The organism is Providencia sp. M-27, assembly GCF_011077905.1.
Taxonomy (GTDB): domain Bacteria; phylum Pseudomonadota; class Gammaproteobacteria; order Enterobacterales; family Enterobacteriaceae; genus Providencia; species Providencia huaxiensis.
The window spans coordinates 1-14,836 of sequence record NZ_JAALBT010000013.1 but is presented as its reverse complement, the minus strand read 5'-3'; the positions used below and the strand labels follow the sequence as shown (position 1 = coordinate 14,836).

Below are 14,836 nucleotides of genomic sequence, written 5' to 3'. Positions count from 1 at the left end.
CTTACAAGTGTTAGCTGAATATTCGCAGTGTATCGACTAAAGAGATGCGTGAAAAGCATTTATATGTAAATTTTTTGCAAATGTTATGTCTGCAACAAAACACATCATAGGGCTAACTATAATGAGTTAATTACCTTGTTGGTGTGTATATTTATAAGTGCGTCTGCAAGAACATAGAGATTGTAAGCCTTAACAAAATGACTATTTATTTTTCATCATGTCTAGGACAGCCTACAACCTCTCACAATGTTTAAATAGGCGTTCTACGCTGCTGCGGCTTGTTCAGGGAGTTCTTCAATCAATTGGTTAAATTGGGATTTCATCCATTGATGGCCTTTATCTCTAACCGTTGATTCATGCCACGTTAAATAGCAAGGTAGTGAGTCCCTAAGCCAAGGTAATGTTAATGTACGTAATTTCAGTTGGCCAAAGTAATGACCTACTAGCCATTTGGGTACAATAGCCACGAGATCCGTTTGAGCAACAATGCTCAATACACTATTTAAGTCAGTACCTTGATAGCTAATCGTATGCGATAACTCAGTATTATTGTAATAAGGTTTACTAAATGACCCCATGTTATCCATCGACATAATGGCATGACGTTCATTATTTAGTTCAATTTCAGAAATTGAATTACCAATACGTGGATGATGATTTGCAACTACTAAGACCAATTCATCATCAAATAAAACTTGATGTTGGAACTCTGCCTTTTCTAATTGGTTATAGCCAAGGAAAAAATCCATTTCTTGGTATTTTAATTGATGAGCAATCTTATTATCCATGAAAGAGTGGATAACTATATTAATATTAGGCGAGACTACCTTAAATTTTTCGACAATAATAGCAGCCAGACGAATGTCTAATGGCGAACAAATAGATAAATTAAATACTCGCTCACTATTTTGCGGATTAAAGCCTGCACTAGGTAACTCATTATGAACTAATTGTAATGCTTGCCTAATAGGCCCGAACAGTTGCTTAGCACGAGATGTCGGCTGAATACCACGCCCATAGCGCACAAACAATTCATCATTAAACATTGATTTTAAACGTGAAACTGCATTACTCACTGCTGGCTGAGACATCCCTAGAACTTGCGCCGCTTTTGTTACGTTTTGCATCTGCATCACTACGTCAAAAACCGTTAATAGGTTGAGGTCAACATTACGCAAATGAATATCGCTACTGTCTTTTTTAGCTGTTGAAATTGTATCAAAATCAGTCATTTTTTACTCCACTAATATATTTATCATTTTTCATTAACGAAAAGAGTCATTCATCTTAAAAACCGACGAATATATAAATTCATTAAATATTATTCTTAAAACAACTTATAGATAATAAGCTATTTCGCTTTCCCTGCATTTATTAAAACGACGTTTATATTACTTAACCTATTAATTAAACTTGCAGTATAAATATCATTATAAAACGTAAATATTCATCAACATAATGAATGATAACCACTTATTAGCCTTTCGCTCACTCACCATAAAAATAATAAAGCAATTTTTGCAAGAAATCATAATAAATCGCATTTAGAATCAATAAATATTCTCATTATCAGATTATTTTTTAAATACTCATTTATTAGATAATTAACTTAATTAAAAAGCATTGGCGAAGATGATTTATTCCCTGTATTGAGTCTCATTTCACATCAAAACAATAAAAACCACATAAAAATCAATGAGTTTAATCAAAACAACACTCAACCACACTTAACGAAAGAATTTTACCCTTATAACTACATAGAAATCCAGATAAAACAGAAGAGATACACCAAAAAAATAGCAACAACCACCAAGCGCGAGCCATAATTCATGATTGGTAAAAATATGCTAAAAATCTATGATTGACATTAACTTTAAGATAACGTATCAATAAATACAGTTTGATTAAGATACTCAAGAGAGACAGTTAAAATGACATTTTCTATTCGCCTACTAAGCCTACTACTACTCGCATTAAATTTGCGCGGTATGCTTATGGACGAAAAATAGAAATAAACTGTCCACAAACATGAAGAACCCGCGCAACCCGCGGGTTTTTTTATGCCTGCGGCTTTGGAAGAACATAACGCTAAGTAAAAACAAAATTCGATATGAGGAACACAATATGAGCAACCAAGTCATTATCTTCGATACCACCTTACGCGACGGTGAGCAGGCATTACAGGCAAGTTTGTCAGTCAGAGAAAAATTACAAATCGCCTTCGCATTAGAGCGTTTAGGCGTTGATATCATTGAAGCTGGTTTCCCAGTCTCTTCACCGGGTGACTTCGAATCTGTTCAAACTATCGCGAGAGAAATAAAAAATAGCCGAATTTGTGCATTAGCGCGTTGTATTGAAAATGATATTGATGTGGCCGCCGAGTCATTAAAAGTTGCCGAAGCTTTCCGTATTCATATTTTCTTAGCCACCTCCAACTTGCATATGGAGAAAAAATTAAATAAATCATTTGATGGTGTAATGGATATGGCAATCAACTCCATCAAGCGCGCTAGACGCTATACCGACGACGTTGAATTCTCCTGTGAAGACGCCGGCCGTACTGATCCCGACAATTTGTGCCGCATTGTAGAAACCGCGATTAATGCAGGCGCAACCACGATTAACATTCCAGATACTGTCGGTTATACAACACCTTACCAGTTTGGTGGTATTATCACTGATTTGTATAACCGAGTGCCTAATATTGATAAAGCCGTTATTTCTGTTCATTGCCATGATGATTTAGGGATGTCCGTTGCTAACTCAATCAGTGCCGTGCAAGCCGGTGCCCGCCAAGTAGAAGGTACCATCAACGGCTTAGGTGAACGCGCAGGTAATACGGCATTAGAAGAAGTGATTATGGCCATTAAATTGCGCGAACAAATGTTGAATGTGCATACCAATATTAATCACAAAGAAATTTACCGTACCAGCCAATTAGTTAGCCAATTATGTAATACACCAATCCCAGCCAATAAAGCGGTTGTCGGCAGCAACGCATTTGCTCACTCATCAGGAATTCACCAAGATGGTGTGCTGAAAAACCGTGAAACCTACGAAATTATGACGCCAGAGTCCATTGGTTTAAAAGAACAGCAATTGAATTTAACCTCACGTTCTGGCCGCGCCGCTGTTAAGCACCGTATGGAGGAGATGGGGTATCACGAAGGTAAAGATTTCAAATTGGATGAATTGTATACTGCATTTTTGAATTTAGCCGATAAAAAAGGCCAAGTCTTTGACTATGACTTAGAAGCTTTGGCTTTCTTCACAAAACAACAAGATGAAACTGACCACTTCGTCATGGACTATTTCAGTACACAATCAGGCTCAAGTATCGTCGCAACAGCGACAGTCAAAATGCAGTGTGGCGATGAAGTAAAATCTGAAGCGGCAACCGGCAATGGCCCTGTTGATGCCATCTATCAAGCCATCAGCAACATTACCCAATTCCCTATGAAATTAGTCTCTTATCAGTTATCGGCTAAAGGCCACGGTGAAAATGCATTAGGCCAAGTGGATATCGTGGTTGAGTGCCATAACCGTAAGTTCCACGGGATGGGGTTAGCGACAGATATCGTCGAATCATCAGCAAAAGCCATGGTGCATGTGTTGAATAGCATTTGGCGCTCAGAGCAAGTTGAAAAAGAAAAACAAAAAATAAATCAAGAATCACAATCAAACACAAAGGAAGCTGTTTAACAATGTCTAGTTATAAAATTGCCGTATTACCGGGTGATGGCATCGGTCCAGAAGTGATGGCGCAAGCTCACAAGGTTTTAGCTGCTATCAGCAAACGTTTTGCAGTAACAATCAACACCACTGAGTATGATGTGGGCGGTGCGGCAATCGACAAACACGGTGAGCCATTACCACAGGCCACTGTAAAAGGTTGTGAGGAAGCGGATGCTGTCTTATTTGGTTCTGTCGGTGGGCCGAAATGGGAACACTTGCCACCCGACAGCCAGCCTGAGCGTGGTGCATTATTACCTTTACGTAAGCATTTTAAATTATTCAGTAATTTACGCCCTGCTCGTTTATATCAAGCATTAGAAGCATTTTGCCCATTACGTGCAGACATCGCAGCTCAAGGCTTTGATATTCTTTGTGTACGTGAATTAACCGGTGGGATTTACTTCGGTCAACCCAAAGGCCGTAAAGGTGAAGGCCAAGAAGAGTATGCATTTGATACTGAAGTTTATCACCGCTATGAAATCGAGCGCATTGCACGTATTGCGTTTGAATCGGCTCGCAAACGTAATAACAAAGTCACATCAATTGACAAAGCAAACGTATTGCAAAGCTCAGTATTATGGCGTGAAGTGGTCAATCAAATCGCAAAAGAATATCCAGATGTTGAAGTCAGCCATATGTATATTGATAACGCGGCCATGCAAATGATCAAAGCCCCATCTCAGTTTGATGTGGTGTTATGTTCTAACTTGTTCGGCGATATTATTTCTGATGAATGTGCGATGATCACTGGCTCCATGGGCATGCTGCCTTCTGCGAGCTTGAATGAAGCAGGATTTGGTTTGTATGAACCTGCGGGCGGCTCTGCACCAGATATTGCTGGAAAAAATATTGCTAACCCAATCGCACAAATTTTATCTGCTTCCATGCTGCTAAGATTTAGCTTAGACCAAGCCGATGCCGCAGATGCCATCGAACATGCGGTCAATAAAGCCTTAGAAGAAGGTTATAGAACATCAGACTTAGCAGGTGCAGGTCAGTCAATAAGTACCAGTGAAATGGGCGATATTATTGCTCGTTATATTGCAGAAGGGGTTTAACATGGCCAAGACTTTATATCAAAAATTGTATGATGCCCACGTTGTCCGTGAGGTCGAAAATGAAATCCCTTTGATTTATATCGATCGCCATTTGGTGCATGAAGTGACATCACCTCAAGCCTTTGACGGTTTGAGAACTAAAAACCGCCCGTTGCATCAGCCAAGTAAAACATTTGCAACAATGGATCACAACGTATCGACACAAACCAAAGATATCAATGCTTGTGGTGATATGGCCCGCATTCAAATGCAAGAATTAATGAAGAACTGTAAAGAGTTCGGCGTAACTTTGTATGATTTGAATCACCCATACCAAGGTATTGTCCATGTGATGGGGCCTGAGCAAGGTATTACTTTGCCCGGTATGACCATTGTATGTGGCGATTCCCACACCGCAACCCACGGTGCATTTGGCTCATTAGCCTTTGGTATCGGAACATCTGAAGTTGAGCACGTGATGGCGACTCAAACGCTGAAACAAGCACGCGCTAAAACAATGAAAATTGAAGTCGTAGGCAAAGCTCCAGCAGGTATTACCGCAAAAGATATCGTGTTAGCCATTATCGGTACAACTGGCAGCGCAGGCGGTACTGGCTATATTGTTGAATTTTGTGGTGAAGCCATCGAAAACTTGAGTATGGAAGGCCGTATGACTGTGTGTAATATGGCTATCGAGTTAGGCGCAAAAGCCGGGATTATCGCACCGGATGAAACCACCTTTGCCTATATGAAAGGCCGCCAATTTGCACCTAAAGGCCAACAATGGGACGATGCAGTTGCTTATTGGAAAACATTAAAAACCGATGACGATGCTAAGTTCGATAAAATCATTACAATTCAGGCTAGTAGCATCGCACCACAAGTTACTTGGGGAACCAACCCTGGGCAGGTGATTGCCATCAACCAACCGATCCCTGCTCCTGAGTCATTTGCAGACCCCGTTGAGCGAGCATCTGCTGAAAAAGCATTAGCTTACATGGGATTAGAGTCTGGCATTAAATTATCTGACGTCAAAATTGATAAAGTCTTTATTGGCTCATGTACGAATTCACGTATTGAAGATTTACGTGCTGCCGCTGCAATTGCCAAAGGCAAAAAAGTGGCGAATGGCGTACAAGCCATTGTTGTTCCCGGATCTGGCCCTGTTAAGGCCCAAGCTGAGCAAGAAGGTTTGGATAAAATCTTTATTGAAGCAGGCTTTGAATGGCGCTTGCCGGGCTGCTCCATGTGTTTAGCGATGAATAATGACCGTTTAAACCCAGGCGAGCGCTGTGCATCAACCAGCAACCGTAACTTTGAAGGCCGCCAAGGTCGTGCTGGTCGTACTCACTTGGTTAGCCCAGCAATGGCAGCCGCTGCGGCGATTAATGGCCATTTTGCTGATGTACGTGATATTCAAATCTAAGGAGAAAATGATGGAAAAGTTTATTACACACGTCGGGATTGTCGCTCCTTTAGATGCAGCAAATGTTGATACTGATGCCATTATCCCTAAGCAATTTTTACAAAAAGTCACGCGGACGGGTTTTGGCCAACATTTGTTTAATGACTGGCGTTTTTTAGATGAGAACGGGCAACAGCCTAATCCTGATTTCGTATTAAATAAACCGGTTTTCAAAGGGGCAAGTATTTTATTAGCTCGCGAAAACTTTGGTTGTGGCTCATCTCGTGAACACGCACCTTGGGCATTAACTGACTTTGGTATTCAAGTGGTTATCGCCCCAAGTTTTGCTGATATTTTTTATGGTAACTCGTTCAATAACCAATTATTACCAATTAAATTAAGTGAAACCGAAGTGGATGAGCTGTTTAATTATGTTAATAGCCATGAAGGTTGCCAATTTACGGTGGACTTAGAAGCCCAAACCGTGACCGCAGGAGATAAAACCTATCATTTTGAAATCGACAGCTTCCGCCGCCACTGCATGATGAATGGTTTGGATAGCATTGGTTTGACACTGCAACATGTCGACCAAATCAAAGATTTCGAAAGCAAGATCCCATCTTTTATGCAGTAAATTCTTTTCTACGCCTACTTTGGTGGGCGTAGTTCCTCTTTTAGCTCTAATTCTCCAACTAAACCGCCTACTTCGCACCAAAAATGCGGAATTAATCCTTATTAACAAATTTACGACCTAAAAGTACTTCCCCATTAAATTCTTCCTGTATAATTAACTCAAATATCTTTCGACGACACCAATACCACTACAAATTACATACTTTTGGCTTTTGGCTTAACTATTTTTTCTAAATAGTTTGTGTTGTGGCAAGGCGGCAAACGAGGATATCCCTAGGAGCATACACCAGTATGTGACTAGGGTAGCGGAGTGAAGCCAACACAGCCACGGCGCAAAATATGACGAAAAAATAAAAAAAAGCCGGTAAAAACCGGCTCGGTGATAAACACCATTACTCTAAATGGGGGAGTCGGTCGGCAACATGCAGACCAAACGAGCTACTTACTGCCTTCTATTATCGTGAGATTTTAGGAAATTAAAATTGATGTATTTTTTGCCGGAGTTCCTCTTTTATGTCTAATTCGCGATTACAAACCCAATTTATTCGTCTCTGGCAACATTTTCAGGGCCAAGACAGTGAAACAACGCTGCAAGATATCGCTGATACGCTGTTTTGCTCTCGCCGTCATGTTCGGACACTGCTTAATAATATGCAATCACACGGTTGGCTTAGCTGGCAAGCAGAGTCTGGTCGAGGAAAGCGCTCCACTCTTATTTTCCATGTTAATGGCTTAGAGCTACAACAGGCACAGGCTGAACAATTACTCAAAGAAGAAAGTATTGAGAAATTGGTTGCACTGGTTGGTGATAAGGAAACCATTCGCCAAATGGTATTGTCTGAACTGGAACGCAGCTATCGACAAGGTAAAAACTTATTACGGATTATTTATTATCGTGATTTTCCGACACTGCTTCCCGGTGCGCCAATGCGCCGCTCAGAAATTCACTTAATGAGCCAAATATTTAATGGCCTTACCCATATAAATGAGGAAAAAGGGGAAGTGGAAAATGGCCTTGCCCACCATTGGCAGTCCGCCAATGAGACCCAATGGCGTTTCTATTTACGCCCCGCTATTTATTTCCATCATGGGCGAGAAATGGTTGCTGACGATATTATCTATTCCCTTTTACGCTTAAAAACCTGTTGGCCTCTGTTCTCTCATATACAATCCGTCAGCTCACCACACCCTTATGTTATTGATATCACGTTAAGTGAGCCTGATAAACAACTGCCTTGGTTGTTAGGCAGCCATCATGCGGCTATTTTACCGAAGGAGTGGGAGAGCTTAGAAAATTTTAGCCGTTGCCCAATCGGCACGGGCCCTTATCAAGTGGAAAAAAACTTGCCACAAAAACTCACTATTACGGCTTTTGACCGCTATTTTGGTTATCGTGCGCTGCTTGATGAAGTGACTATTTGGGTGGTTCCTGAACTCTCAGAACAAATGGTTTGTACGACATTAAAAATGGATGGTGATAAGCACCATAATGGCTCGCTCGAAAGCCGTATGGAAGAAGGCTGTTATTTTCTGTTAATGGACCAGCGTTCAACCATTACTCAGCGTGAAGATGTCCGTAAATGGTTGTGTAGCTTTTTAACCCCAATTAACCTGCTTGCCCACTGTGAGCCGTTTTATCAGCGCCATTGGGCCCCTGCTTATGGCCTGTTACTCCATTGGCACCACAGTAAAATGCTAACCTTGTTCCCTAAGCCTGAAGATTTAACAGAGCTAACTGTCACTTTTTATCGCAACCACCATGAGTTCTATGCGATTAGCCAAATCATGAAACGCGTGTTGCAGCAACAAGGTGTGGAGCTCAAGATCAATATTATTGATTACGATGATTGGTTTAATGGCAATGGGCAAAGTGATATCTGGTTAACAACCGCTAACTTTTTTAAACCTCTTGAGTTTTCCATTTTTGCAACCTTGTACGAAATGCCGTTGTTACGTCAGTGCCTTAATAACCCCCTCAGTGATGAACTCAATCTATGGCGTAATAACCAATTAGATGTTGAAGCTTGGTGTGAAAGCTTAATTGACTCACAAATTTTTCACCCCATCTTTCATCATTGGCTCGAACTGCAAGGCCAAAACACCATGCGCGGTGTACGGATGAACACCTTTGGCTGGTTTGATTTTAAATCCGCCTGGTTTAAACCTTCTGAGGATAACCTAACAAAATATTGATAGTTATGAACAGATAAAATGAATAATAAGGATGTTATTCACTTTTTCTGTGGATATCCATGTGAACAACCTCATGGTAATCAGGGTATATCCCCAAATCACTTTTTTATCAGAAAAAAGAAAAATTAAATAATCACTGATAAATCAAATAAATAAATAACGAAAAATCAGTTTATCCACTGACTATTTTTTTTACTAAAATGCCTAAGACTTCAACTGAGCAAAGATCAAACAACGTTGTATTTATCCACAAGATATGTGCTTAACTTACTCATATTCTGTGACTCTCGTCATAAAAACCGTTTCGTCAAGGCTGTAAATACACACAGTAATCTCGATTTTTCACAGTTATCCAGAAATCCTGTGGATAACCTAGTGCATGATCCTGTGATTATCTTGGGATGAACTTGAATAACCTCTGTAATAATTTATAATTCAGATAAATAAATAACATTATATTCATATATATCATATGGTTAAAAATACCATAGAAAAAGTGTTATACTTCTTAAGTTATATGTATTTCCACTAGCTACTTTTTATACATTACTATTCAAACCATGACGCCATTTATTGCACCGCCACCACCAGATAACGAAGCGACCTTAATGGCCCGAGCGCAAGCTCTTGCTGGCTACACGCTTGGTGAACTCGCCCAACATGCAGCGATCCCTATTCCTCCTGATCTCAAGCGAGACAAAGGCTGGGTTGGCATGTTATTGGAATATTATTTAGGCGCGAACGCGGGAAGTAAGGCAGAGCAAGATTTCGCCCATATTGGTATTGAATTAAAAACTATTCCTATTGACCGTCATGGTGCTCCACTCGAAACCACCTTTGTTTCTGTTGCACCGTTAACGGGAAATAGCGGCTTAACATGGGAAAATAGCCATGTTCGCCGCAAACTATCCCGTATTTTATGGTTTCCTATCGAAGGGGAAAGGCAAATTCCGCTCTCACAGCGCCGAGTCGCAAACCCATTAATCTGGAGCCCCTCCCCCTTAGAAGAGCAGTTACTACGACAAGATTGGGAAGAGTTAATGGATCTCATTGTGTTAGGCAAAGTGGAAAGTATCACTGCACGTCATGGGCAGGTATTACAGATCCGCCCTAAAGCGGCGAACAATAAAGCATTAACTGAAGCTATTGGTGAGTTTGGTCAACCTATTATGACGCTACCTCGTGGCTTTTATCTAAAAAAGGATTTTACAGGCCCGCTGTTAGCACGGCATTTTAGTTTATCTTAATCAACAAGGTGTCGCCTGTACCAAAGCAGACGATAAAAATTTATCACTGTTTCATTGTAGAAGGTGCACAGATGTTTGAGTGGATACTCGACCCCAATGCATGGATGGCACTTGCCACCCTAACCATATTAGAAATTGTCCTAGGCATCGATAATATTATTTTTCTGAGTATTGTGGTGAGCAAGCTTCCGAGCCACCAGCAAAATAGTGCCAGACGGACAGGCCTTATTGCAGCAATGGTGATGCGCCTTGCGCTATTGGCTTCGATTGCTTGGTTATCACGCCTTACCACCCCACTTTTTACAGTTGCTGACCATGTGGTATCTGCACGCGATCTCATATTATGCGCAGGTGGAATATTCCTTATTTGGAAAGCAAGCCAAGAAATTTTTGAAACCATTGAAAGAGAAGGTGAAAATAATCTAGCCAATAAGAAAGTGAGCTCATTTTGGGGCGCTATCGTACAAATTGCTTTATTAGACATTATCTTCAGTTTAGATTCAGTGATCACCGCAGTGGGGCTTTCAGACCACTTATTTATCATGATGGCAGCAGTGGTCATCGCTGTACTCATTATGATGCTTGCGGCCAAACCCATTGGCGACTTTGTTGAACGTTACCCTTCCGTAAAAATCTTGGCCTTATCATTTTTGATTTTAGTTGGCTTCACATTGCTGCTTGAAAGTGTTCAAGTCCATGTTTCTAAAGGCTACATTTATTTTGCTATGTTTTTTTCTATGGCAGTGCAAGTTCTCAATATCTTGCGCAGTAAGAAATGGAAAACCAGAAACCAAACTGATTAAGATGGCAATCTAACCGCTTGTTTAGCCGCTAAAATAGCCCCTTCTACCGCTTTTTTTGCTTGTGGGCTATTTTTCCAGCAGCTTGAGCCTGTTAATGCGGCTCCAGAAATTAAAATTTCATCATAGGAGGCTTCACTTAATTGTGCGAGTGAACTAAACCCCATTTGTTCTAAACGGCTAATCACCATGGGGCCAACACCTTTGACAGCCAATAAAATCTGTTTTTCTGATTCGGAAAATGCCATTTGACGATCCTCTTGTGAATGAATTGATATTTATTAAGCGAATATTTTGCATTTTACCTATTTAATACTTTAAAATTGCAACTATAACAATGCCAGTTTTAATAATTATTAACTGACCTATCTTATCACCCATCTGTACCTGCTTTGTGTTAGGAATTCACCATGTATAACGCGCCACTGACCAACCCACATCAACACACGATGCAATTACCTGATAGCCGTCAATTTTGCTGGTTTGAGTCGGGCCCTAAAACAGGCTTTCCTGTTATTTTTTGTACCGGTGCGGGTATGAGTGGTTCATTAGGATTTGGTTTGGATTTACTCGAACAACTGAATATTCGTTTGATTGTTCCTGAACGTGCGGGGCTTGGTGAGTCAACATTTCACCCTGAAAAATCATTAAAAAATTTTGCTATGGATGTTCAAGCACTGTTAGATAAGCAGTCCATTACTCAATATTCTGTCATCGGTTTTTCTCAAGGTGCTGTTTTTGCCATGGCTATCGCTCACTATTGCCAACCTATCTCACTGTCTATTGTGTCAGGGCAAGACCAATTTGAATACCCTGCAACTCGCGCAATACTCAGTGCTGATATCGTGAACATGCAAGAGCAAGCCCTTAACAGCCCTGAAGCGCTGTCTGACTGGCTATTAAAAAATGTCACTGGTGAGTGGCTATTGGCGTTTATTCTTAATTGCAGTGCAGAAATCGACCAACAACTCTACAATGAAGAACATTTCCTTGAGGCATATAGCCATTGCATGCGACGTGCTTTCGCCCAAGGCAACCAAGGATATGTTCAAGACTTATTAATTGCATTGCAGAAATGGGAATTCGCCCCTGAAACGACCTGCGTGCCCGTCTCTTTATGGTATGGCGAACTCGATATGAGCACAGTCCATTCCCCTGATTTTGGCAAAATATTAGCCAGCCGTTTTCCCAATTGCCAACATCATTTATTAAGCGATGAGGGAGGCTCACTACTTTGGACACAAGCGGAAGCTATTTTAGCCGATATTCAGCAGCATGCTGCATAAGCAAAAACCGCGATGAGTTATTCATCGCGGCTATTATTTACACCCTAAATTCACATGAGTGAATTAACGATAGACAATCCCACCGTCAGTCAAAATAGATTGACCAGTAATATAGTCAGAGTCATCGCTTGCTAAGAATGCCACTAGACCCGCGACATCATCAGGGGTTTGAGCACGACCAAGCGCGATCCCTTCAACATATTTTTTGTAAGTTTCACCTTTTGGCGCGCCTGTAATTTCAGCGAAGCGCTCATCGATTTCCACCCACATATCAGTACCAACAATACCAGGGCAATACGCATTCACCGTTATACCTGAGCTTGCGTATTCTTTGGCCGCGGCTTGGGTTAACGCACGAACCGCAAATTTAGTTGCAGAGTACACACCTAACATCGCGAAACCATCATGCCCTGCAATAGAGGATGCATTGATGATTTTCCCTTTATGTTTACGTTCTTGGAATTTCTCGCTCGCGGCTTGAATACCCCACATGGTGCCATCTACGTTAATTTTGAAGATTAAATCCATATCTTCTTGGCGAACATCAGCGATTGGCTTAACTTGTGCAATCCCTGCGTTGTTAATCATTACATCAAAACCACCTAACTCCGCTTCTGCATGAGCCACCGCGGCAAAGACTTGGTCACGCTGACTGATATCTGCAGCAAATGTGGTAACTTTACGGCCTAATGCTTCAATTTCTTTGGCAACATCTTGGAGTTTGTCTTTTTTCAAATCCACCAGTGCGATATCAGCCCCTTCTTTCGCTAAACGCAGTGCGATACCACGACCAATACCCTGCGCTGCACCAGTAACTAAAATAACTTTATTATTTAACGCCATACTTATCTCCTACTGAATAATAGCCAAATTGACTAGTCCACCAATCCTCATAAGTTAACAATAATAACAACAAGTTACAAAGTAATGATTTTTACCTACTATTCCTAACTAATAAAAAACATTTCACTATTGGGGCTGTGAATATTTTTTATTTACCAAAGAAAAAGGTATGAATAATGAAATTCGAAGATAATCTTTAATAAAAATCATTCTCAATAAGATAAACAAAAAATGCTATTCCTTTAACTTTGTACGATTAATAAACAATTTAATGAGGTTTGAATATAAAAAAGCCACCGAGTAGGTGGCTTTTGTTCGCGTAAACGTTAAATTGTTTATTTTTTAGCGGCTTGAATATATAACATTTCTAATGCGATAGATGCGGCGGCTAATGCTGTGATCTCAGATTGGTCATAAGCGGGAGCGACTTCCACTAAATCCATACCCACGATATTTAATGACTGTATTCCACGCAATAATTTCAATGCACGATCTGACGTTAAACCACCAATAACAGGGGTTCCCGTTCCCGGCGCAAAGGCAGGGTCAAGGCAGTCAATATCGAAAGTCAGATAAACAGGCATATCGCCAACAATCTCTTTGATCTGTGCAACCATGTCATCCACACTGCGATCATTCACCTGAGCTGCATCCAGTACAGTAAAACCATTGTCGCTGTCATGTTCAGTACGAATACCAATTTGCACTGAATGAGTTGGGTCGATTAGGCCTTCTTTTGGCGCATGATAGAACATGGTTCCGTGGTCAAACTTGCTACCATTACCGTAAGTATCTGTATGTGCATCGAAATGAACTAAGGCCATTTTCCCAAAGTGTTTCGCATGAGCACGCAGCAATGGCAATGTAACGAAGTGGTCGCCACCAAAGGTCAAGCAACGTTTACCTGATTCAAGCAGTTTTTCAGTATGGGCTTGCAGTTTGTCACTCATATCTTGTGCATCACCGAAAGCAAATACCACGTCACCACAGTCAACCACATTTAAACGTTCAGTTAACTTAAAGTTCCATGGCCAGCGGTGGCTTTCCCACGCAAGATTCGTGGAAACTTGGCGAATTGCAGCTGGCCCATGACGGCTACCAGCACGACCAGAGGTTGCCATATCAAACGGTACACCGGTGATCACCCACTCTGCATCTGAGCTATAAGGCTGAAAATTCAGCGGAAAACGTAAGAAACCAAATGCGTTAGAAACCAGTGAGTTATCAACTTGATTACCTAAAGTACTATTAATCATTTCTGTTCCTCAAAACGGGCCGGCCCATTAGCAAGCCCTTTTAATATTCAATTCGAATAGTTTTTACCTAATTAACTTCGCACAGTATAAATAATAAACAAATCATGTTATTTGCACAAAGTTATTATCTGTTCAGTATCTTAATACGTTATGACTCATATAGTGCGCTAAATAGTTCGTGCTGTCGCTAGGCGGCAAAATGAGCCAATCCCTAGGAGCATACACAAGTATGTGACTAGGGTTGGCAAATGCAGCCAACAACGCGACGGTGCGAAATATAACGCGCATTGAGCATTTATTCGTCTTCGAGTACTATCAGTACTGGATCCTAATCCAAAAAAATTAGTTATTACAATGAATTATAATTCATACTCACATGCTAATGAGTTTAGTTTTACATG

Annotated in this window: 12 protein-coding genes; 8 read left to right on the top strand and 4 right to left on the bottom strand. The window is 40.8% G+C overall.

Annotated features, from left to right (window positions below):
* Window positions 1-263 precede the first annotated feature (263 nt).
* Window positions 264-1,232 (bottom strand): transcriptional regulator LeuO, encoded by a 969-nt coding sequence (gene leuO, locus G6Q48_RS16540; protein ID WP_102137382.1) that lies wholly within the window; start codon window positions 1,230-1,232, stop codon window positions 264-266.
* 892 nt (window positions 1,233-2,124) lie between these two features.
* Here leuO and leuA point away from each other — a divergent pair.
* The 7 genes from leuA to G6Q48_RS16500 all read left to right on the top strand — a co-directional run bounded on the left by leuA (window position 2,125) and on the right by G6Q48_RS16500 (window position 11,053).
* A complete protein-coding gene (leuA, locus tag G6Q48_RS16530; protein ID WP_166267630.1) occupies window positions 2,125-3,702 on the top strand; it encodes a 2-isopropylmalate synthase in 1,578 nt (525 codons plus the stop codon).
* Between the two features lie 2 nt (window positions 3,703-3,704).
* Window positions 3,705-4,793: a 3-isopropylmalate dehydrogenase gene (leuB, locus tag G6Q48_RS16525; RefSeq protein WP_166267628.1), complete on the top strand. Its 1,089-nt coding sequence runs from the start codon at window positions 3,705-3,707 to the stop codon at window positions 4,791-4,793.
* Window position 4,794: 1 nt separating this feature from the next.
* On the top strand, window positions 4,795-6,198 hold the full coding sequence (gene leuC / locus G6Q48_RS16520) for a 3-isopropylmalate dehydratase large subunit (protein ID WP_102137379.1): 1,404 nt from the start codon (window positions 4,795-4,797) through the stop codon (window positions 6,196-6,198).
* Window positions 6,199-6,205: 7 nt separating this feature from the next.
* Window positions 6,206-6,811 (top strand): 3-isopropylmalate dehydratase small subunit, encoded by a 606-nt coding sequence (gene leuD / locus G6Q48_RS16515; RefSeq protein WP_166267626.1) that lies wholly within the window; start codon window positions 6,206-6,208, stop codon window positions 6,809-6,811.
* 512 nt (window positions 6,812-7,323) lie between these two features.
* Window positions 7,324-9,003 (top strand): HTH-type transcriptional regulator SgrR, encoded by a 1,680-nt coding sequence (gene sgrR, locus G6Q48_RS16510; RefSeq protein ID WP_166267624.1) that lies wholly within the window; start codon window positions 7,324-7,326, stop codon window positions 9,001-9,003.
* 560 nt (window positions 9,004-9,563) lie between these two features.
* The gene (mutH, locus tag G6Q48_RS16505; RefSeq protein WP_166267622.1) at window positions 9,564-10,250 is read left to right on the top strand and encodes a DNA mismatch repair endonuclease MutH; all 687 of its coding nucleotides are present in this window, start codon (window positions 9,564-9,566) and stop codon (window positions 10,248-10,250) included.
* 71 nt (window positions 10,251-10,321) lie between these two features.
* A complete protein-coding gene (locus G6Q48_RS16500; RefSeq protein WP_166267620.1) occupies window positions 10,322-11,053 on the top strand; it encodes a TerC family protein in 732 nt (243 codons plus the stop codon).
* On the opposite strand, the gene G6Q48_RS16495 is transcribed toward G6Q48_RS16500, so the two are convergent.
* Window positions 11,050-11,298 carry a helix-hairpin-helix domain-containing protein gene (locus tag G6Q48_RS16495; RefSeq protein ID WP_166267618.1) on the bottom strand — a complete coding sequence of 83 codons (249 nt, stop codon included), beginning with the start codon at window positions 11,296-11,298 and terminating at the stop codon, window positions 11,050-11,052. The genes G6Q48_RS16500 and G6Q48_RS16495 overlap by 4 nt on opposite strands.
* 162 nt (window positions 11,299-11,460) lie before the next feature.
* Between G6Q48_RS16495 and G6Q48_RS16490 the strand changes: the two genes are divergently transcribed.
* Window positions 11,461-12,336, top strand: coding sequence for an alpha/beta fold hydrolase (locus G6Q48_RS16490; protein ID WP_102137373.1), 876 nt, complete (start codon window positions 11,461-11,463; stop codon window positions 12,334-12,336).
* 63 nt (window positions 12,337-12,399) lie between these two features.
* Here the strand turns inward: G6Q48_RS16490 and G6Q48_RS16485 are convergent, their stop codons facing one another.
* Both G6Q48_RS16485 and speB read right to left on the bottom strand, forming a co-directional pair.
* Window positions 12,400-13,179, bottom strand: coding sequence for an acetoin reductase (locus G6Q48_RS16485; protein ID WP_102137372.1), 780 nt, complete (start codon window positions 13,177-13,179; stop codon window positions 12,400-12,402).
* A 335-nt stretch (window positions 13,180-13,514) separates the two neighbouring features.
* On the bottom strand, window positions 13,515-14,435 hold the full coding sequence (gene speB / locus G6Q48_RS16480) for an agmatinase (protein WP_102137371.1): 921 nt from the start codon (window positions 14,433-14,435) through the stop codon (window positions 13,515-13,517).
* Window positions 14,436-14,836 lie beyond the last annotated feature (401 nt).

Excerpts from the sequence above, each read along its gene's own strand:
- leuO (WP_102137382.1), bottom strand. The coding sequence starts at position 1,232 with ATGACTGATTTTGATACAATTTCAACAGCTAAAAAAGACAGTAGCGAT.
- leuA (WP_166267630.1), top strand. The coding sequence starts at position 2,125 with ATGAGCAACCAAGTCATTATCTTCGATACCACCTTACGCGACGGTGAG.
- leuB (WP_166267628.1), top strand. The coding sequence starts at position 3,705 with ATGTCTAGTTATAAAATTGCCGTATTACCGGGTGATGGCATCGGTCCA.
- leuC (WP_102137379.1), top strand. The coding sequence starts at position 4,795 with ATGGCCAAGACTTTATATCAAAAATTGTATGATGCCCACGTTGTCCGT.
- leuD (WP_166267626.1), top strand. The coding sequence starts at position 6,206 with ATGATGGAAAAGTTTATTACACACGTCGGGATTGTCGCTCCTTTAGAT.
- sgrR (WP_166267624.1), top strand. The coding sequence starts at position 7,324 with ATGTCTAATTCGCGATTACAAACCCAATTTATTCGTCTCTGGCAACAT.
- mutH (WP_166267622.1), top strand. The coding sequence starts at position 9,564 with ATGACGCCATTTATTGCACCGCCACCACCAGATAACGAAGCGACCTTA.
- G6Q48_RS16500 (WP_166267620.1), top strand. The coding sequence starts at position 10,322 with ATGTTTGAGTGGATACTCGACCCCAATGCATGGATGGCACTTGCCACC.
- G6Q48_RS16495 (WP_166267618.1), bottom strand. The coding sequence starts at position 11,298 with ATGGCATTTTCCGAATCAGAAAAACAGATTTTATTGGCTGTCAAAGGT.
- G6Q48_RS16490 (WP_102137373.1), top strand. The coding sequence starts at position 11,461 with ATGTATAACGCGCCACTGACCAACCCACATCAACACACGATGCAATTA.
- G6Q48_RS16485 (WP_102137372.1), bottom strand. The coding sequence starts at position 13,179 with ATGGCGTTAAATAATAAAGTTATTTTAGTTACTGGTGCAGCGCAGGGT.
- speB (WP_102137371.1), bottom strand. The coding sequence starts at position 14,435 with ATGATTAATAGTACTTTAGGTAATCAAGTTGATAACTCACTGGTTTCT.